General features: G+C 66.3%; 20 protein-coding genes and 1 tRNA gene. 11 read left to right on the forward strand and 10 right to left on the reverse strand.

What is annotated here, in order from left to right; translation table 11 throughout:
* The 3 genes from ACZK5G_RS17755 to rimK form a co-directional block, all read right to left on the reverse strand.
* Positions 1 to 474, reverse strand: coding sequence for a hypothetical protein (locus tag ACZK5G_RS17755; protein WP_032128830.1), 474 nt, complete (start codon positions 472 to 474; stop codon positions 1 to 3).
* An 89-nt stretch (positions 475 to 563) separates the two neighbouring features.
* Positions 564 to 1040, reverse strand: coding sequence for a hypothetical protein (locus tag ACZK5G_RS17760; RefSeq protein ID WP_010481495.1), 477 nt, complete (start codon positions 1038 to 1040; stop codon positions 564 to 566).
* 245 nt (positions 1041 to 1285) lie between these two features.
* Positions 1286 to 2164, reverse strand: coding sequence for a 30S ribosomal protein S6--L-glutamate ligase (gene rimK, locus ACZK5G_RS17765; RefSeq protein WP_071229673.1), 879 nt, complete (start codon positions 2162 to 2164; stop codon positions 1286 to 1288).
* Positions 2165 to 2331: 167 nt separating this feature from the next.
* Here rimK and ACZK5G_RS17770 point away from each other — a divergent pair, with 167 nt between their 5' ends.
* On the forward strand, positions 2332 to 2697 hold the full coding sequence (locus ACZK5G_RS17770) for a hypothetical protein (protein WP_223224661.1): 366 nt from the start codon (positions 2332 to 2334) through the stop codon (positions 2695 to 2697).
* Between the two features lie 79 nt (positions 2698 to 2776).
* A complete protein-coding gene (locus ACZK5G_RS17775; RefSeq protein ID WP_032128832.1) occupies positions 2777 to 3199 on the forward strand; it encodes an acyl-CoA thioesterase in 423 nt (140 codons plus the stop codon).
* Between the two features lie 125 nt (positions 3200 to 3324).
* Here ACZK5G_RS17775 and ACZK5G_RS17780 read toward each other — a convergent pair whose 3' ends face one another.
* Entirely contained in the window at positions 3325 to 4506 is a 1182-nt protein-coding gene (locus tag ACZK5G_RS17780) for a hypothetical protein (protein WP_478464263.1), read from the reverse strand.
* Between ACZK5G_RS17780 and ACZK5G_RS17785 the strand changes: the two genes are divergently transcribed.
* A complete protein-coding gene (locus ACZK5G_RS17785; protein WP_478464265.1) occupies positions 4505 to 5479 on the forward strand; it encodes a PoNe immunity protein domain-containing protein in 975 nt (324 codons plus the stop codon). The two genes, ACZK5G_RS17780 and ACZK5G_RS17785, sit on opposite strands and share 2 nt — an antisense overlap.
* 1 nt (position 5480) lies before the next feature.
* Here the strand turns inward: ACZK5G_RS17785 and ACZK5G_RS17790 are convergent, their stop codons facing one another.
* From ACZK5G_RS17790 to ACZK5G_RS17800, 3 genes are all read right to left on the reverse strand, one after another.
* Positions 5481 to 5885 (reverse strand): DUF805 domain-containing protein, encoded by a 405-nt coding sequence (locus tag ACZK5G_RS17790; protein WP_049425112.1) that lies wholly within the window; start codon positions 5883 to 5885, stop codon positions 5481 to 5483.
* Between the two features lie 303 nt (positions 5886 to 6188).
* Positions 6189 to 6262: transfer RNA gene (locus tag ACZK5G_RS17795), tRNA-Gly, on the reverse strand.
* Positions 6263 to 6390: 128 nt separating this feature from the next.
* On the reverse strand, positions 6391 to 8244 hold the full coding sequence (locus tag ACZK5G_RS17800) for an autotransporter domain-containing esterase (RefSeq protein WP_032128836.1): 1854 nt from the start codon (positions 8242 to 8244) through the stop codon (positions 6391 to 6393).
* A 207-nt stretch (positions 8245 to 8451) separates the two neighbouring features.
* Here ACZK5G_RS17800 and thiS point away from each other — a divergent pair, with 207 nt between their 5' ends.
* The 4 genes from thiS (at position 8452) to ACZK5G_RS17820 (ending at position 12209) form a co-directional block, all read left to right on the forward strand.
* Positions 8452 to 8652 carry a sulfur carrier protein ThiS gene (gene thiS / locus ACZK5G_RS17805; protein WP_049401605.1) on the forward strand — a complete coding sequence of 67 codons (201 nt, stop codon included), beginning with the start codon at positions 8452 to 8454 and terminating at the stop codon, positions 8650 to 8652.
* Positions 8653 to 8805: 153 nt separating this feature from the next.
* Positions 8806 to 9600, forward strand: a complete 795-nt coding sequence (locus tag ACZK5G_RS17810; RefSeq protein WP_478464267.1) for a thiazole synthase — start codon at positions 8806 to 8808, stop codon at positions 9598 to 9600.
* Entirely contained in the window at positions 9600 to 10334 is a 735-nt protein-coding gene (gene trmB / locus ACZK5G_RS17815; RefSeq protein WP_010481468.1) for a tRNA (guanosine(46)-N7)-methyltransferase TrmB, read from the forward strand. Before ACZK5G_RS17810 ends, trmB begins: the two co-directional genes overlap by 1 nt.
* A 27-nt stretch (positions 10335 to 10361) precedes the next feature.
* A complete protein-coding gene (locus ACZK5G_RS17820; protein ID WP_010481466.1) occupies positions 10362 to 12209 on the forward strand; it encodes an SLC13 family permease in 1848 nt (615 codons plus the stop codon).
* A 500-nt stretch (positions 12210 to 12709) separates the two neighbouring features.
* On the opposite strand, the gene ACZK5G_RS17825 is transcribed toward ACZK5G_RS17820, so the two are convergent.
* Positions 12710 to 13045, reverse strand: a complete 336-nt coding sequence (locus ACZK5G_RS17825; protein ID WP_012511947.1) for a Rieske (2Fe-2S) protein — start codon at positions 13043 to 13045, stop codon at positions 12710 to 12712.
* Positions 13046 to 13223: 178 nt separating this feature from the next.
* On the opposite strand from ACZK5G_RS17825, the gene ACZK5G_RS17830 reads away from it, so the two are divergent.
* The 4 genes from ACZK5G_RS17830 to ACZK5G_RS17845 all read left to right on the forward strand — a co-directional run bounded on the left by ACZK5G_RS17830 (position 13224) and on the right by ACZK5G_RS17845 (position 16403).
* The gene (locus ACZK5G_RS17830) at positions 13224 to 13505 is read left to right on the forward strand and encodes a hypothetical protein (RefSeq protein ID WP_005410817.1); all 282 of its coding nucleotides are present in this window, start codon (positions 13224 to 13226) and stop codon (positions 13503 to 13505) included.
* A gap of 75 nt (positions 13506 to 13580) precedes the next feature.
* A complete protein-coding gene (locus ACZK5G_RS17835; protein ID WP_032130205.1) occupies positions 13581 to 14297 on the forward strand; it encodes a fumarylacetoacetate hydrolase family protein in 717 nt (238 codons plus the stop codon).
* 55 nt (positions 14298 to 14352) lie between these two features.
* The gene (mscL, locus tag ACZK5G_RS17840; RefSeq protein WP_032130206.1) at positions 14353 to 14757 is read left to right on the forward strand and encodes a large-conductance mechanosensitive channel protein MscL; all 405 of its coding nucleotides are present in this window, start codon (positions 14353 to 14355) and stop codon (positions 14755 to 14757) included.
* A 224-nt stretch (positions 14758 to 14981) separates the two neighbouring features.
* Positions 14982 to 16403 carry a M28 family peptidase gene (locus ACZK5G_RS17845; RefSeq protein ID WP_478464269.1) on the forward strand — a complete coding sequence of 474 codons (1422 nt, stop codon included), beginning with the start codon at positions 14982 to 14984 and terminating at the stop codon, positions 16401 to 16403.
* Positions 16404 to 16549: 146 nt separating this feature from the next.
* Here the strand turns inward: ACZK5G_RS17845 and ACZK5G_RS17850 are convergent, their stop codons facing one another.
* The gene (locus ACZK5G_RS17850; protein ID WP_478464270.1) at positions 16550 to 17383 is read right to left on the reverse strand and encodes a TrmH family RNA methyltransferase; all 834 of its coding nucleotides are present in this window, start codon (positions 17381 to 17383) and stop codon (positions 16550 to 16552) included.
* Positions 17376 to 18896 carry an alanine/glycine:cation symporter family protein gene (locus tag ACZK5G_RS17855; protein WP_478464272.1) on the reverse strand — a complete coding sequence of 507 codons (1521 nt, stop codon included), beginning with the start codon at positions 18894 to 18896 and terminating at the stop codon, positions 17376 to 17378. Before ACZK5G_RS17855 ends, ACZK5G_RS17850 begins: the two co-directional genes overlap by 8 nt.
* Positions 18897 to 18987 lie beyond the last annotated feature (91 nt).

An 18987-nucleotide genomic window follows, 5' to 3' on the forward strand; every position in this document is an offset into this window, starting at 1 on the left:
CTAATTTACGAATTTGCCGATGCGCTGGGCCTGGCCCATATCACGCTGTGCCTTGTCCTTCCGCCGGGCGCGCTCGGCAACGGTAGTGCACTGCGTCGTGGACCGGTTCGAACCCGTGGCCTTTTCACGTTGGCATATTAGACGACTATCTTCACGTGCCTGTGTCAAAACCGTGTTCACGATCTGCTGGTCGTTGAAGACATCGGTTCGTACCTGTTCAGGCATGGAATCGCGGTCAGGATGCTGCTCGACGGCCGTACGCATGCGCACCAGCGCCTCGCGTACGCGGCTGCGGTCGGTCTGCTTCAGTTCGCTGTAGGTCTCGCCATCGTTGAGTTCGATTTCGATGCGCTCGATCTGCTGCTGCAGCGGCTTGCCGGGGACAAAGACCTCACCGGACTGGTTCGATGCAGAGGCGGCGGTGGCCAGGGTCAGGCCCGAGATCAGGACCGCCGACATCAGGAGGGACTTCATGACAAACGAATCCTTGTTTGAGTTGAGTGTTGACTGTATTCGCACCACCTTCACGCCAGCAAGTGCCACGCGCAGGGGCACCGGACGGCCTAGTGGTTGGTGGCGGGGTTGAAGTTATTGAAGGTGCGCTGGTCGTTGAGCAGTGCCTTGCCCTTTTCTTCGATCCGGCGGCGCTCGGCCACGGTCAGGCAGCGGCTTTTAGGCATGTTGCTGCCGGTGGTGCGGGTGTGCTGGCAGATCTGGCGGCTGTCCTCGTGGGCGCGGACAAGAACGGTATTGATCCGCTCCTGGTCGTTGAACACCTCCGCCTGGACCTGCGGCGGGAGCTCCTGAAGCGTGCGGTGGTCGCCCATGCGTTGGGTGATGCGCGCCAGTGCCTGCTGCACCTGGGCGCGGTCATCGGCGGAAATCTCGCTGTACTCGCCGTCATCGAGGGCCTTCTCAACGCGCCGGACCTGCTCGGCCACCGGTGCCTGCCCGTCCATCTGTATGGCGGTCTTCTCCGGCTTGGCGGAGACAGCGCCAGACAGCCCCAGCAACAACGCGATCATCGTGATGCGGTACATCGCCAGCCTCCGGATCCATCCAGGAACGATGGGCGCCACTCTACGGCCGTCACGCTGCCTCCACAAGGGACTTCCGGCGGCATAAAAAAGACCCAGGCGGTGCCCCGCCTGGGTCTGAAGTCGTATCCCGATACCGATCCTGCTGAGAGGCAGAGCTGCGGTTCGCTGAAGGCTACGCCGACGCCGATTAAAGGCGTGTTAAAGCCGGCCTCATTTGCCCATGAGAATTTCAAGTCATTGATTAATCATGATTTTTTGATCTTCTCGACGTGCTCGATGATACGCGTGGCCACATCCACCCCGCAGGCGGCTTCGATGCCCTCCAGCCCGGGCGTGGAGTTGACCTCCAGCACCAGCGGGCCACGCGCGGAGCGGATCAGGTCCACGCCACAGACCGACAAGCCCAGCGCCTTGGCCGAACGCACCGCCACCTGCTGTTCGGCGCGGCTGGCCTTGGCCGCCACCGCGGTGCCGCCGGCATGCAGGTTGGAGCGGAAGTCACCTTCCGGCGCCTGGCGCTGCATCGACGCCACCACCTGGTCACCGACCACGAAGCAGCGCAGGTCGGCGCCCTTGGCTTCGCCGATGAACTCCTGCATCAGGAAGTTGGCGTACAGGCCCCGCAGGGCCTCGACGATGCCACGCGAAGCGCTGGCCTTCTCGGTGAGGATCACGCCCCGTCCCTGGGTGCCCTCGTTGAGCTTCACCACGTGCGGCGGCGGGCCGAGCATGGACAGCAGGTCGACGGTGTCATCGGGGTTGTCGCCGAACACGGTGACCGGCATGTCGATGCCCTTGGCTGCCAGCAACTGGTGCGCGCGCAGCTTGTCGCGCGAACGCAGGATCGCATCGGACGGGTTGGGAGTACGCGCGCCCATCAGCTCGAACTGGCGCAGCACGGCGGTGCCATAGCGGGTGATCGAGGCGCCGATGCGCGGGATGACCATGTCCACGCCGGTCATCGGCCGGCCCTTGTAGTGCATCGAAAAACCATCGGCGGCGATGCGCATGTAGCAGCGCAGCGGGTCGAGGATGCGAACGGTGTGGCCGCGCGCGCGCGCCGCCTCGACCAGCCGGCGGGTGGAGTACAGGGAGCTGTTGCGGGACAGGATGGCGAGCTTCATCGCGGCAGGATCGGACGGCAGGCGCGCAGCATAGCGCGGGCGTGTGGCGGGCGGATGATGCCCTGCAGGCCGCCGTATCTGCGTGCCTGCCGGGGCTGTGCGAAGATGGTTGTTGCCGGCTACAGGACAGGACACGGCCGGCTTGCACAACCCAAGGAGAACCACAGATGCGAATGGGAATTCCGCTGTTGTTGCTGTTTGGCCTGATGGGGAGCGCCGCACACGTACAGGCTGCGCCCACCCACGCAGTCTCCCGGCTCTACTTCGATGCCAACAACACCCTGATCGGCCAGGGCCTGCGCTACTGCACGGGCAAGACACAGCACCAGGGCGTTGCCTCACACGCCAATACCCGCTGGATCGATGTTTCCTACGCCTGCCAGGGCGACTCGACCGACGTTTCCTATGGCAGCTGGGTGCCTGCACAACTGCGGCAGGACTTCTGCACGCTGTATGACGCCTGCACGTCACTGATGCCGTGGCCGGAACCCGGCCTGCCCGGCACCCTCGGCAACGGCTTCTACTCAGACTGAAAGCCGGTAGTCGCCGCACTGTCTCCGGCGATGGCAGCATCGTCGCCGGAGACCCCGCCCACTACACCCCGGAGACTTCATGCCGTTGACGATCCTTCCGCGTTTCTCCGAAGTGGATGTACTCGGCCACGTCACCAACACCGCCCTGCCCGTCTGGTTCGAGGAAGGTCGCCAGGAGATCTTCCGTCATTTCAGTCGCGAGGCCAGCATGCGCGACCTGACGCTGATCCTGCGCCGCTACGAGATCGACTTCCTGCAGCAGATACAGCCGGGACACGAAGTGCGCATCGAGACCCGCATCGAAAACATCGGCCGCTCCTCGCTGTCGATCGTGCAGCAGGCGTTCCAGTTCGAGGCCCTGGTGGCCAGCGGGCGCTGCGTGATGGTGCATTTCGACTACACAACCAACGCCTCGCGCGCCATCGATGCAGAGCAGCGCCGGGCATTGTCAGGGCTGTTTACCGAGGAGTATGCGCAACAGGTGCAGGCGGCAGGCGCATGAGCCATACGGAAGGCCGGTCATCCGCACCCGGTACTGCCCGCAGCCCATTTCTTCAGCTTTTCCAGCGCTTTCCCGGCCTGCATCGACGACGCATGCCGGAACCTCCTTGTTTGATTCGACGCAGTCTAACCCGTGACTGAGGGCCGCTGATCCGCGCGGGGCAGGCGCAGCGAGAAGCACCCATCACGGACACGCACGGCCAATGCGGTTTCCCGCCATTCCACAGGCAGCGCCAATGCCGTATGTGGCGTGGGGATGCGTTTGATCGCCTCGAACGTCCAGTGTTCCTCATAGGCTTCGCAGCGAAGCGTTCCGTCATCGCCGACCGCGATGACATCGATCCAGGCCCCACTCCGGGTCTTGCCGCTGCCGCCCATCGCACGGCGGCCAATGGCCTGCCAACGCCCCTGCCAGTGGACGAGCCATACGCCCTCGATGGGACGCAGATCCCCATCAAGCACGCTGCCCGCCACCACCACGCATCGTCCGGACGGGCTGGCAATGACCGTCTCCAGATCGCAGGCGTGACGGTCACTGGGCTCGCCATCAAGACAGAGCGCGTACGGGCAGATGCGTGCGAACAAGGTCGGATGCGCAGTCAGGCGCAGGTCGTCGGGAAGCAGCGGGATGGCCTGCAGCACCCGGGCATCAGGCAGGACATGCCGCAACACCTGCGGCACCCCGGCGGCCAGCGCCGGATGCTCCTGTTCCAGCCATAAACCCCGGCAGGGGCGCAGCGTGGTCGATCGACTGGGAATATCCCGCAACCACATCGCGGCTTCGGCATCCCCGCCAAGCTGCCGGCGCTCGTGCAGTTCCTGCCAGAACAGGCTGGGAACAATCGCCAGCAGGTGCATCACCCTCTTGTCCGCTTCGTCGTAGACGATCACCGCTTCGCTGCGATCACTGTAGCCACTGGCCACACGCAGCGCGCTGCCCGCCAGCGCCAGCCACTCGCCGCTGGCATCGTGGCTGCCTGCGGTGGATACGCCCTCGACAATGGCGCCATCGCGCAGCATCAGGGTGCCGTAGGCCGGCCCGCCCATGCCCAGCTCGCCCCAATCCAACAGGACATCATGCGTGGGCGGCCGGGGGGCGAAGGGCAGCTTCGCCCGCGAGCGCAGCAGTGCGCCCCCTACGGCATCGCCGACCAGATCGAAGTGCTGCAGCACGCCGCCCAGGGCAAGGCATGCGGCCAGGCCAACGACCACACCCCAAGGCGACCACCACACCACGCAGATCGCTACCCATATCAGGAACGGCAGCCACTGGGTGAAACGGCGGAGGGCGATTCGATCAACGGTCATGCAGGCTGGGCGGCGGCGACTGTGCACCATTCAAACCTTCAACGCTCTGCCAGGCAATGGGGTTCGAGCCGGCAATGCCGCTAGACTCTCGCTGATGATGGAATCGATGACTGCCGTGAATCGCCGGAATCTGCTGCAGGACGTGCTGCCGCGATGGAGAGCACTGGCCAAGGCCCCGGGCCAGCCGCGCCGCACGCTTCGCCTGCCGGATTGGCAGGCGGACTGGAACGCAGGCATGGCCTTGCTTGCACGCCATGCGCGCAATGGCGGTGAATCTATGGAGGAACCGCTGCAGGGACATGCGGCCCTGGAGCATGCCTACGGCTGGGAGACGGTTGCACAAACCGGCAGCAACCTGCTGCTGAAAGGCGTTGACCGCGGCTTCGCCCCCACGGCGTTGCAGCAGATGCATGCCGACGTAGCAGATCTCTGGCTCGAGCATGCGCGTTTGCTGGCCCTTGCCCGGGACAGCCTGCAACAGCAAGGCCACGACATCGCGCTGGCTGCGTCGTTGCAATCGCGTACAACGCAGCACTACGAATACGCACTGCAGCTGTTGTCACTGGGCGTGCTGCTGGATGCGCAGGAACGCCTGCCGGCGCTGGTGGAGAAGGTGCTCTGTTTCGACACCGACCGCGTGCTGGACTACCTCAGCGCGCCGGCGCTGGGCCTGGTGGAAGCCAGTGATGAGGTCTTTCATCCGCGACCGTTCGCTGAGCTGTTCGCGCCGCTGCGCGACGGTGAAGCGTTCGACCCTTCACTGCTGGCCGGCTACCTGCAGGTGCAGTACCGCGACTTCTTCCTGCTGCCGCCAAAGGCTCAGAAGCGGACCCGGCGCCTGATCGGGCCGAACGCGTGGGGCTACTGGGCATTTGAAGTGGCTGCGCTGGTGGTGCTGTATGGCGGTGACGACGCCACGCTACGCACCTGCCCCCACTACCCTTCCGACCTGGTGGACTTCGCCCGGCGTTGAGTCAGGCACCCGGCAGGCCGGAAACACCGCCGAATCGATTCTCTTCCTCGTTGCCCGGCAGAAGCATGACCGGGAAGAGGACGAACACACCCAACGGGATGAAGGCGATCACGACGTACCAGCCGGACTCGTCGATGTCGTGCAGTCGTCGAACGGCCAGGGCCAGCATGGGCGGAAGGAGGACGATGACCGCGCAGACCGTCATGACCCACCCCAGCGTCCGGAACGGCTCGAAGGCCTCCCCATCGAGCAGCACGGTGCCCGTCAGCCAGTATCCGCCGTCCATCAAGGTGTAGCCCACTGCCACCACAAGGGCAGCAGACAGGGAGTACGACCAGAACTCCTTCCGGTTGGATCGCCCTGAAAAATCAAAGCAACGCCTGAGGGGCAAAAGTGCGGGGATCATTCGCGCTCCGGGCAGCGGACGATGGGAGGCAAGGGTTAACGATCTTTTAGCATCCCCAAGCCCAGCACCAACTGAACCCTGCGGCCCGGCGGACCCGGCAGACAGCGGAGGTTGCAGGAGCCAGCGTCGACGATTCGAACGCGATTGCAATGCGCCTTGTAAACAAGTCACTTGGGCTGCGGTTCGGAGAAGCCACAGTCCAACGCATTGAAGAGAGAAATCAGGGCGCTGCAGCCACACGCTGGACTTCGGTGTGGTTCAACGATTGCGCCGCGTCTGCCTGGGGTGAACACCCTGGAGACATGGAGCGGGCGATGGGAATCGAACCCACGTCAGTAGCTTGGGAAGCTACAGCTCTACCATTGAGCTACGCCCGCATTGCGGGTGAAAGTCTATGCGGAGCGGCCGGTGTTGCGCAATGGTAGTCGCCGCACCCGCCGGGCATGGCCCGGCGCTGCCGTGCAGGCATCCCAGGCACCTTGCGGTACCCGGGATGTTGCATTCATCAGAAGCTGCCACCCACGGTGGCGAAGATCGTCGCGTCACGGGCACGCTTCTGCGCGGCCGTGGTGCTCAGGCCAACGTTGCCCTGCAGGCCGAACAGGTCCATGCGCGCACCCAGTACGGCAGTGGCGTAGTTCTTGTCGAAGTCCAGGCCCGGCACGCGGTAGCTGCCCAGTTCCGGCAGGGTCTGCAGCCACGCGCTGGCCTGCTTGGTGTCCTCGAACTCGTGGTCGTAGGTCACCTGCACGTACGGCTTGACGGTGCCGCCATCGAAGCGGGCCTGCCAGCCGATGCGGCCGACGGTCGAGTCGACGTTCTGGCGGTCGTAGCCCAGCGCGGTGGCCAGCGTGCCCGCAGCAGCACTTTCGCTGTAACCGTCGATCTTGACCTTCTGCCAGATCACCGCAGCGATCGGGCCGTGGCGGAAGCCACCTTCGGTGCCGAACTCGTAACCGGCATTCAGTGCAGCGGTCAGGTTGCTGCCGTCCGGCGAGCCACCGTGTTCGCGGGTAGCCGGGCCCAGCTGGACCTTGCGGTTCACGTCATACGACAACCAGGTGTAGCTGACCTGGCCGTTGACCCAGACGCGGTCGCCATACCAGGCAGCGAACAGGCCGGCGGTGGTGTCCTTCTGGGTGAAGTCGCCACGGCTGTTGCCGAAGTCGGCACTCATGCGACCGAAGCCGGCGAAGCCGCCGACCACCACGCCGTTGCGTGCCCAGTCGACACCGAACAGGCCGGCCGGCGCCACGCCGTCGTACAGGTCGGCGTGGTCATAGCGCTGCAGGTCACCGCGCACGCCACCCCACCACGACAGGCCATCGGCCGGACGGGCGCCCAGGTGGTTGCTGACCTGGTCGGCACGCGAACGGCCGACGGTCTGTGCCGAGTGGCTCAGCACCTGCTGCAGGCGCGGAGCCTCCAGCACCGAGACGGCGTACTGGCCCAGCAGCTGGTGACCGGTAACGGTGGGATGCACGCCATCGGCGAACAGATAGGTCTGGTACGCATCGGGGCTGACGTAGGTGGTCGGGTTGCAGCCGATGATGCTGCCCGTGGTGTTGGCCGGGTTGATCTTGCAGGCGGTGCCGGTGACGTTGGTGAAACCGTACATGCCCGGGTTGGCGGTCACTTCACGCAGGATGCTGAAGGTATCGAGCGGAATGAACTCGATGCCCGCCTGCTTCAGGCCGCCATACAGCGCCTTGTTGTAGCCGACCGACATGGCGGTGGCAGCCGCCGCGTTCGGGCCGCGGAACTGCGGGGTGATGCCCACGTCCGGCAGGTTCGGCACCAGCACGTACTGGGCACCGGCCTGCTTCAGGGCGCCGACCAGCGCGATCTGGTCGGTGACCGCCGCGCCAATGATGCCCTGCACCTGGGCTGGCGGCGCACCCGCACCGGCAGCGCCGGCGGCGGCAAACAGGTCGTTTGCGCCACCCCAGACGGTATACAGGGCGTTGCGGTCAGCCTTGCCACCGTTTGCCGCCAGGTAGCGGGCCGCCTGCGACTTCAACGACGGGATCGCGCCGAGGGCACCGCTGCCTTCGACCGACACGCGGGCGCCGCCGACAGCGTAGTTGTCGCCGTTCTGGCCATTGCCGTTGGGGTCCTTGTTGAGGCCGTAGTAATTGGCGACCTGCTGCGACCACACCCAGCCCGGGTTGGTGGTGAACTGGCCGGAGAGCCCCTGCGTGGCCTCGGGCAGCAGCGGGCGGAAGTAACCGGCGTCGGTGAGGCTGTCACCGAAGAACACCGCCTTGGAGTACGGATTTTCGCCTGCCATGGCCGGCAGCGCGGCCAGTGCGATCGCAGCCGCCATGAGGGAGCGGATCGGGTGTTTGCTGAGCTGCATCTAGGAACTCCTGTGGGGTAAACAAGTTGGAATCCGGCGCACGTACGCCGGCGCACGGTCAATGGTTTCACCGCGCCGCCGTTTGCTCACGCTGCGCCGCCGCATGGATTGTCGCCTGACCACGCCGAACCCTGCTGTGCCGGAGCTGGCGCCCGGTTCAAATTACAAACGTTCCGATCCCGACGGGCTATCAGCGACAATGCGGGGATGAACATCCAGCTCAACGGCGAACCCCGCACCCTGCCCGCCTCGGCGACCCTCCACGACCTGCTTGAGGCCGAGCAGCTGCTGCAGCGCCGGGTGGCGGTGGAGGTCAACGGCGAGATCGTCAGCCGCAGCCGCCATGGCGAGCATCTCCTGGCCGAAGGCGACGTGGTGGAGATCGTGCACGCGCTGGGCGGGGGCTGAGGCCATCCCGGGTAGTGCCGGCCGCTGGCCGGCAATCCGACGCCGTCAGGCACCCTGCATCTGCCGGCCAGCGGCCGGCACTACCTTTACCCTTCTGCTGGCTGCACGCCATTGCGTGATCCCATCTTCAGGCGGATAAGCGATAATCGCGCCATGAACGTTCATGTCTCCCCCGATTCGCTGGTGATCGCCGGCAAGACCTATGGCTCGCGGCTGCTCACCGGCACCGGCAAGTTCAAGGATCTGGAAGAAACCCGCCTGGCCACCGAGGCTGCAGGCGCCCAGATCGTCACCGTGGCCATCCGCCGCACCAACATCGGGCAGAACCCGGGCGAGCCGAACCTGCTCGACGTGCTGCCGCCGGAGCGCTACACCATCCTGCCCAACACCGCCGGCTGCTACACCGCCGAAGACGCGGTGCGCACCTGCCGGCTGGCGCGCGAACTGCTGGACGGCCACAACCTGACCAAGCTGGAAGTGCTGGGCGACCAGAAGTCGCTGTACCCGGACGTGGTGCAGACCCTCAAGGCCGCCGAACAGCTGGTCAAGGACGGCTTCGAGGTGATGGTCTACACCTCCGACGACCCGATCCTGGCCAAGCGCCTGGAAGAGATCGGCTGCGCTGCGGTGATGCCGCTGGCCGCGCCGATCGGTTCGGGCCTGGGTATCCAGAACAAGTACAACCTGCTGCAGATCATCGAAGACGCCAAGGTGCCGATCATCGTCGACGCCGGCGTGGGCACCGCGTCGGATGCGGCGATCGCGATGGAGCTGGGCTGCGGCGGCGTGCTGATGAACACCGCCATTGCCGGTGCGCGCAGCCCGGTGCTGATGGCCAGCGCCATGCGCAAGGCGGTCGAGGCCGGCCGCGAGGCCTTCCTGGCCGGGCGCATCCCGCGCAAGCGCTACGCCAGCGCCTCCTCCCCGGTGGATGGGTTGATCGGCTGATGACCAATCCCTTCGACAGCGCCGGTTCCAAGGCCCCGCCCAAGCCCTTCACCGTGAGCGAGGGCCGCCGCGAGGTGCGCAGCTTCGTGTTGCGCCAGGGCCGCTTCACGCCTGCCCAGCAGCGCGCGTTCGACGAACGCTGGCCGCGCTTCGGCATCGACTACAACGGCCAGCCGCGTGATCTGGACGCCACCTTCGGCCGCCCGGCGCACAAGGTGCTGGAAATCGGCTTCGGTAACGGTGCCGCGCTGCGCTTCGCCGCCCAGCATGATCCGTCGCGTGACTACATCGGCATCGAAGTGCACGCGCCCGGCGTGGGCCGGCTGCTGAACGCGCTGGCCGACGACAACGCCGACCACGTGCGCCTGTACCACCACGATGCGGTGGAAGTGCTGCAGAACGAGATTGCCGATGGCGCGCTGGATGAAGTGCGCATCTACTTCCCGGACCCGTGGCACAAGAAGCGCCACAACAAGCGCCGCCTGCTGCAGCCTGCATTTGCCGAGCTGCTGGTGCGCAAGCTGCGCCCGGGCGGCCGCCTGCACTGCGCCACCGACTGGGAAGACTACGCCGAGCAGATGTGGGACGTGCTCGACGCCACCGCTGGCCTGGTCAACCGCGCCGGCCCGCGTGGCAGCGTGCCGCGCCCGGACTGGCGGCCGCAGACGCACTTCGAGACCCGCGGCCAGAAGCTCGGCCACGGCGTCTGGGACCTGCTGTACGACCGCACCTGACGATCGCCTGAGGACACCGCGCCCCACATGGATACCGCGCTGACGCTGACCAACGACATGAAGCTCGTGCTCGGGCTGGTCGGCTTCACGATGGCGATGTTCCTGTTCGAGCGCATCCGCGCCGACGTGGTCGCGCTGGTGGTCCTGGTGGTGCTCGGTGTCACCGGGCTGATCGCGCCGGAGGAAATCTTCGGCGGCTTCTCCGGTAACGCGGTGATGAGCATCATCGCCACCACCATCCTCGGTGCGGGCCTGGACCGCACCGGGGCGCTGAACCGGCTGGCCGCGTGGCTGCTGCGGCGCGGCCATGGCGTCGAGCAGCGGCTGCTGATGATGACCACGGCAATTGCCGGCCTGAATTCCTCTTTCATGCAGAACCCGTCGGTGATGGCGCTGTACCTGCCCGTTGCCTCGCGACTGGCCGCGCGCACCGGGTTGACCCTGCAGCGCCTGCTGCTGCCCATTTCGGCGGCAATCGTGATGGGTGGTGCGCTGACCATGGTCGGCAATTCACCGCTGATCCTGCTGAACGATCTGCTGGCCTCGGCCAACAACAACCTGCCTTCCGGCCTGGCCACCATCGAGCCGCTGCGCATGTTCGCACCGCTGCCGATCGGCGTGGCGCTGCTGATCGCTTCGCTGCTGTATTTCCGCTACTACGGCGACCGCAAGCTGATCGAAGAAGAGAACCTGGTCAACGACGGGGTCACGCCCGCACGCACCGAGAGCTACTTCGCCAAGACCTATGGCATCGAAGGCGATGTGTTCGAGCTGGTGGTCAGTGCCGAAAGCCCGCTGGTGGGCATGACCCTGGGCGAGGCCGAGAACCTGCACGATGCCCCGCTGCTGCTGGCCCTGAAAACCGGCAATGACACCCGCCTGGCGCCACCGGCGGAGATGCGCATCTGGGTCGGCAGCGTGCTCGGCGCGATGGGCCCGCGCGAGCAGATCAACGATTTCGCGCAGAACCAGTTCCTGCGCATGTCTTCGCGGCTGAAGCATCTGGGCGACCTGTTCAACCCCAGCCGCGCCGGCATTTCCGAGGCCGTGGTGCCGCCGACCTCGAACGTGATCGGCAAAAGCGCGGCCGACCTGCGCCTGCGCAAGGAGCGCGGCATCAGCCTGCTGGCGATCAACCGCGACAAGCAGGTGATCCGCGAGGACGTGCGCGACGTGCAGCTGCGCGCCGGCGACATGCTGGTCTTCCACAGCATCTGGACCGACCTGGCGCAGGCCGCCCGCAGCCGTGACTTCGTGGTGGTGACCGACTACCCGACCGGCGAGCAGCGCCCGCACAAGTTCAAGATCGCGATGGCGATCTTCGCCTTGACCATCCTGATCGCGCTGACCAGCAAGCTGCCGGTGGCGCTGACGCTGATGACCGGCGTGGCCGGCATGCTGCTGACCGGCGTGCTGCGCATGGACGAGGCCTACGCCTCGATCAACTGGAAGACGGTGTTCATGATGGCCGGGCTGATCCCGCTCGGCTGGGCGATGGATTCCAGTGGCGCGGCGGCATGGGTGGCCGGCCATACCATCGACAAGCTGCCCACCGGCATCCCGGTGTGGGTGCTGGAGGTGGCGCTGGCGCTGCTGACCACGGCGTTCTCGCTGGTGATCAGCCATGTGGGCGCCACCATCGTGATGGTGCCCATTGCGGTGAACCTTGCGCTGGCGGCGGGCGGCAACCCGACGGCGTTCGCGCTGATCGTGGCGCTGTCGGCGTCCAACAATCTGATGACGGCCTCCAACCCGGTGATTTCGATGATCACCGGCCCGGCCAACTACACCCCGCGCGAGATGTGGCGGGTCGGCGGACCGTTGTCACTGATCTACACCTGCGTAGTGGTGCTGATGATCAACCTGATGTTCTGAGGTTGAGGTTTGTTGGCAGGGCTGCGCCCTGCACCTGCAGAAGCAACGTCAACGTCAAAAGCTGGTTTCCTGGGGGATGGCGGGGTGGGTCCGGTTGCGGGGGACGCTGCAAGTCCCCCTCCGGGGCCCGGCCCAGCCGCTGGCGGCTGTGCGTTCGGGCGCTTGCGAAGCAGTGCTTCGCAAGCAAAGCGCCCTCACCCATGTAAGCTCGGTCGCCGCTTGCTCGTGTGCGCGTTCCTGCGCACACGGCAAGACCGGGGTTGGGCGTCCTGCCCAACCCGCCCGAGGCATGCCTCGGGCCCATGCGGCTCACGCCCCCGCAACCGGACCCACCCCGCCTTCGACAGATTTCTGCGATCTGTCGGAACGGCGTCGTGCACCGCTGGCGTCGTGCACCGCTTTGGTAGGTGTCGACCTTGGTCGACACAGTAGATCCACGCCATGCGTGGATGCTCGTGGATGCCTTTGTAGAGTCGAGCCATGCTCGACTGCTTCCGGCCTCAGGCCAGATAGACCTGCCCGTCGCGCACGTCCACCGGCACGGCGCGCAGGCGGTCGCCCTTGCAGGGGCCGGCGATGCAGTCGCCGCTGTCCAGCGCGAACGAGGCGCCGTGGGCGGCGCACACCAGGTGGCCCTCGCGGCTCTTCAGGAACTGGCCCGGCGCCCAGTCCAGGCGACGGCCGGCGTGCGGGCAGATGTTCAGGAACGCGCGCACCTGCGCGCCGTCGCGGTACAGCACCAGCGATTCGGCATCGCCATCAACCACCGCCTCGACCTCGGCAAACGCGCCATCGGCAATGGCATCAAGGGCGATCAGGGCAGCGGCGGCAGTCATGGCGAAGGCTCGGACAGTAAACGCGCATTGTCGCACGCCCGCTCAGGTGACTGGCTGCAACATGAACACAAGTCATTGATTCGTAATAAGCATAGGCTATATTTAACGAGTTTTTCACTCAATGACAGTGGCACCTCCCGATACTCTGGTTTCGCTGATCCCAGCCTATCGAGCCGCCATGTTCAATCGCGCATCCGCCTTCAACCAGTTCCGCACCCTGTTCGCGCCGCGCAAGCCGCGTCACCCGCTGGTGCGTGTTGCCGTGGGCCTGCTCGGCCTGGCGATCCTGGCCGCGATGGTGTTCATCGGCGTGTTCGTCGGTGCGGCGATGATCCTGGTCGGCCTGGCGTGGAAGCTGCTGGCCTCGCGCAAGCCGGGCGTTGCCCGTCCGGTCGATCCGACCGTGGTCGAAGGCGAGTACCGCGTGGTGCGCAAGCCGGTGCTGCCGGCCTCGCGTTGATCCACGGCCTCCGCGCCCGCTGACGGCGGGCGCCATGCGTTCTAGACTGCGGGCACGCCCTTCCTGGATGCCCGCATGTCCGATGTCTCCGATGTGATCCCTGCCGTAGCCCTGCCGCGTGTGCCGGTAGCCGGTGGCGGCAGCTTCCCCGTGCACCGTATCTACTGCGTCGGCCGCAACTTCGCCGACCATGCCCGCGAAATGGGCGCAGCAGTGCCGGCGGCCGACGATCGCGGCCGTCCGATGTTCTTCAGCAAGCCGGCCGATGCGATCGTGGTCGGCCACGACGATGCCATTCCCTATCCCCCGGCAACCGCCAACCTGCACCACGAAGTGGAGCTGGTGGTGGCGATTGGCCGTGACGCGCCCGTGGGCGAGCTGGCCATGGCCGACGCCGAGGCACTGGTCTACGGCTATGCCGTGGGACTGGACCTGACCCGCCGCGACCTGCAGGCCGCCGCCAAGGACAAGGGCCACCCGTGGGATGCGGCCAAGGGCTTCGATGCTTCCGCGCCGATCAGTGAAATCGTCCACGCCGAGGAAGTCGGCGACCTGGCCGCGCTGAACCTGTCGCTGGAGGTCAACGGCGAAGTGCGCCAGCAGGCGCTGCTGGACCAGATGATCTGGAACGTGCCGGAGATCCTGCACGAGCTGTCCAAGCTGTGGCAGCTGCGTGCCGGCGACCTGGTGTTCATGGGTACCCCGTCCGGAGTGGCCGCGCTGAAGCCCGGCGACCGCTTCAGTGCCCGCCTGGAAAACGTGGCCGAGCGCCACGGCGTGATCGCCGGCTGACATCACCTGCGCTACCCTGCGCGCTGTCCACTTCCCCCACCGGAGAAAAACAACAATGGGAATGCTCACCGAGTTCAAGGAATTCGCGATGCGCGGCAACGTCATCGACCTCGCCGTCGGCGTGGTGATCGGCGCGGCCTTCGGCAAGATCGTGACCGCACTGGTCGAGAAGATCATCATGCCGCCGCTGGGCATGCTGATCGGCAAGGTGGATTTCTCGCAGCTGGCCTGGACGTTGTCACCGGCCAGCATCGGTGCCGACGGCAAGGAAATCCCGGCCGTGGTGATCGGCTATGGCGACTTCATCAATACGCTGATCCAGTTCGTGATCGTGGCCTTCGCCATCTTCCTGGTGGTCAAGACGATCAACCGCCTGTCGCGCAAGCAGGAAGCCGCCCCGGCCGCACCGGCCGAGGAAGTGGTGCTGCTGCGCGAGATCCGCGACAGCCTGAAGAAGTAAGGTCGCAGAACGGTAGTGCCGGCCGCTGGCCGGCAACATCGGAACATGCGGGTGCCGGCCAGCGGCCGGCACTACCGCGACTGCACGAAGGCCCCGCCCCGGCGGGGCTTTCGCTTTGCCGGACATGGCGGAAAACAGCGTTCGCAGCAGCCATGACCTCCCGCCCATGCGCCGGGCTGAACGACTGTTAAGCTCCAAGGCTTGGTCCCTTCCCGGAGCTGTCCATGCGTCGCCGCGTCCTTGCCATCGCATCCTCCCTCGCCCTGCTGGCCGCCCCGGCCTTCGCGGCGCCGCACACCACCACCCTGCCCCCGGCGTCGCTGTCCACCGCTGCGCAGCTGCGCGACCAGGCGCTGGCCGATGACACCGGCTGGAAGGTGGTTGAATCGCTCACCACCGAAATCGGCCCGCGCATCGCCGGCAGCGAGGCCGACGCCCGCGCCGTGGCCTGGGCCGAAGCCAAGTTCAAGGCCCTCGGCTTCGACAAGGTGTGGAAGGAACCAGTGACGTTCCCGAAGTGGGAGCGCCGCAGTGAACACGCCGCGGTGACCGGCAGGAACCCGCAGCCGCTGCAGATCACGGCGCTGGGTGGCAGCCCGGGCGGCACCGTTGAAGCCGAAGTGGTCCGCTTCGCCGACCTGGCCGCACTGCAGGCCGCACCGGTCGGTTCGCTGAAGGGCAAGATCGCGTTCGTCGATTACCAGATGCTGCCGTTCCGCGATGGCCGCGACTATGGCCGTGGTGGCGCGATCCGCAGCAAGGGCCCGTCCGAAGCAATTCGCAAGGGCGCGGTCGGTTTCCTGATGCGCTCGGCCGGTACCGACTCGCATCGCGTGCCGCACACCGGCATCACCCGCTTCGACGACGGCCTGACCCCGGTGCCGTCTGCAGCACTGTCGGTGCCCGACGCCGACCAGCTGGCCCGCCTGCTGGCACGTGGCAGCACCACGGTGAAGGTGGCGCTGGACTGCGGTTGGGATGGCACCGCCACCTCGTACAACGTGATCGGTGAGATCACCGGCCGCAGCCTGCCGAAGGAAGTGGTGGTGATCGGCGGCCACCTGGATTCCTGGGATCTGGGCACCGGCGCGGTGGATGACGGCGCAGGCGTGGGCATCACCATGGCTGCGGGCCATCTGATCGGCCAGCTCAAGCAGGCGCCGAAGCGCACCATCCGCGTGATCGCCTTCGCCAACGAAGAACAGGGCCTGTATGGCGGCAAGGCCTACGCCGAGGCGCATGCCAAGGACGTGGCCCTGCACCAGCTGGCGGCCGAGAGTGACTTCGGCGCCGGCCGCATCTATGCCTTCAATACCGGTTCGCCAAACCCGGAAGGCTCGCGCGAAGCGACGAAGCAGATTGCCGAAGTGATGAAGCCGCTGGGCATCGAGTACCAGGCCGACAAGGGTGGCCCGGGCCCGGACGTCGGCCCGTTGGCCGCCAAGGGTGGCGCGTGGGCATGGCTGGCGCAGGACGGCTCGGATTACTTCCACCTGCACCACACCGCCGACGACACGCTGGACAAGATCGACCCGAAGGCGCTGGCGCAGAACGTGGCCGCGTACACCGTGTTCGCGTACCTGGCGGCAGAGGCCGATGGCAACTTCGGCAGCGAAGCCAAGGCGACCACGCCGCCGAACGAGTGATGCGGTAGCGCCGGGCCATGCCCGGCGAACGCAGCGGGAAGGGCGGTGCGAACCAAGGTTCGCACCCACCACTGCAGATCCTGCACCGGGAACCGGACGGGGTCAGATCCCTCGCCTTGGCAAGGGATCTGACCGCGCGCAGAGGTTCAATCGCGGCTGCTCGCCCACTGTGCCAGCAGCACGGCCGTGGCCGAGGCCACGTTCAGGCTCTCCACCGCGCCGCTGCCGGGAATCGAGACCTGCAGGTCGCATTCGCTGGCAAGGCTGCGGTCCATGCCCTCGCCTTCAGCGCCCATCACGTACACAAGACGCGACGGCAGCGATGCGCGGAACACGTCGTCGCCACCCTCAACGAGGGTCGCCGCCAGCCCGAAGCCGGCTGCACGCAGCTGCGCCATCGCCTGGGCGGTCTCCGGCAACTGCACCAGCGGCACCGATTCGGCGCCACCTTCGGCCACGCGTGCGGCGGCACCGGACAGCGCCAGCGTGCTGCCGGACGGCAGCAGCAGCGCCTTGACGCCGAAGTGCGCGGCCGAGCGCAGGATCGCACCGAAGTTGTGCGGATTGCCGACACCGTCCAGCCACAGCGCCAACGCCGGGCCTTCGCCCAGATCCTCCAGCCACTGCGCCAGCGGTACGACAGGCGCGCGCAGCACGTCGGCCACCAGGCCTTCGTGGTGCGTGGTAGCGGCCAGTTTGTTGAGGTCGCCCTCCTCCACCACGCGGTAGCCCACACGGTTGGCCACGCACCACTTCAACACAGGCTGCATGCGCGGAATCAGCGCGTCCACCAGGTACAGCTTGCGCAGCGCCTGCGGGCGCTTGGCGAACAGGGCCTGCACGGCGTTCCAGCCATACAGGCGCAGTTCGTCATTGCCACGCCCCGGCGGTGGCGGGGTGCCGCCCTCACGCGGTGGCAGCGGGGTGGCCCGCGGCGGTCGCGACGACGGGCGGCGGGCGTTCTTCCAGGGATCATTCACTACGGGACAACTCCAGCTTGCGTTGACGCCAGAAATCGGCGTTCTTGATGCCCAGGGCATCGGGGTCGAAAATCGGATCCAGGCCCAGCTTCTTCTGCCGCTCGTAATCGCGCAGGGCCAGCATGGCCGGCTTCTGGATGATGAGGATGGCAATGATGTTCAGCCAGGCCATCAGGCCCACGCCGATGTCACCCAGCGCCCAGGCCAGGGTTGCATTATGGAACGCGCCGAACACGACCATGCCGATGATGCCCAGGCGCAGCACCAGCACGGTCAGCGGGCGCTTCTTGTTGTGGTTGACGTAGGTCAGGTTGGTTTCGGCCATGTAGTAATAGGCCATGATCGTGGTGAAGGCGAAGAAGAAGATCGCGATCGACACGAACGCCGAGCCCCAGCCCGGCAGCACGGCTTCCACACCCGCCTGGGCGTAGCCCGCGCCTTCCGGAATGCCGGCCAGGCCCTGGAAGATCGGCGGGGCGCCGGCACCTGCCGGCGAGTACACGTTGTAGGTGCCGCTGGCCAGGATCAGGAACGCGGTGGCGGTGCACACCATCATGGTGTCGAAGTAGATGGCGAAGGCCTGCACGTAGCCCTGCTTGGCCGGGTGCGAGACTTCCGAGGCGGCTGCCGCGTGCGGGCCCGAGCCCTGGCCGGCTTCGTTTGCGTAGATGCCGCGCTTGATGCCCCACTCCACCGCCAGGCCCATCATCGCGCCGAACGCGGCGTGGGTGCCGAAGGCGCTGCTGAAGATGATGCCGAACATCTCCGGCACGCGATCGTAGTTGATGATCATGATGACGATGGCGGTCAGGATGAAGGCTGCCGCCATGAACGGCACCACCACTTCGGCGAAGTTGGCGATGCGCTTGACGCCGCCGAAGATCACCACGCCCAGCAGCAGCGCCACCACGATGCCGATGCCCAGCTTCAGCGCCTGCACCGACTCCATGCCCATCGTCTGGCCATCCAGCGGACCACACAGCGCGGTGCCACGGCAGGCGTTGATGATGCTGTCGGCGATGGCGTTGGCCTGCACGCCCGGCATCAGGAAACCGGCGGCAATGATCGTGGCAATAGCGAAGACCAGCGCGTACCACTTCAGGCCCATGGCCTTTTCGATGTAGTACGCCGGGCCACCACGGTAGCGGCCTTCGGCGTCCTTGGTCTTGTAGATCTGTGCCAGCGTACATTCCACGTACGAGGTGGAGGCGCCGAGGAAGCCCATCACCCACATCCAGAAGATCGCACCGGGGCCGCCGAAGGCGATGGCGGTGGCCACGCCGGCGATGTTGCCGATACCCATGCGCCCGGCCATCGACATGGCCAGGGCCTGGAAGGACGACACACCGGCGTCGGATTTCTCACCCTTGACGGTGAGGCGGCACATCTCGAGGAAGCCGCGGACCTGCATGAAGCGCGTGCGCAGGCTGAAGAACAGGCCGGCGCCCAGGCACACGAAGATCAGTGCCTTGCTCCAGATGATGCTGTTGATGAAATGTACGGTAGCTTCCACGCGCGCTCTCTCCAGTCGGCGGGTTGTGAGGACGTCCCGTCGGCTGGAGGGGACCGGTCGATTCTCCCTGATCGAAGGCCGCTGCGGTAGC

The sequence above is a fragment of the Stenotrophomonas sp. 62841_Sma genome (assembly GCF_056482945.1).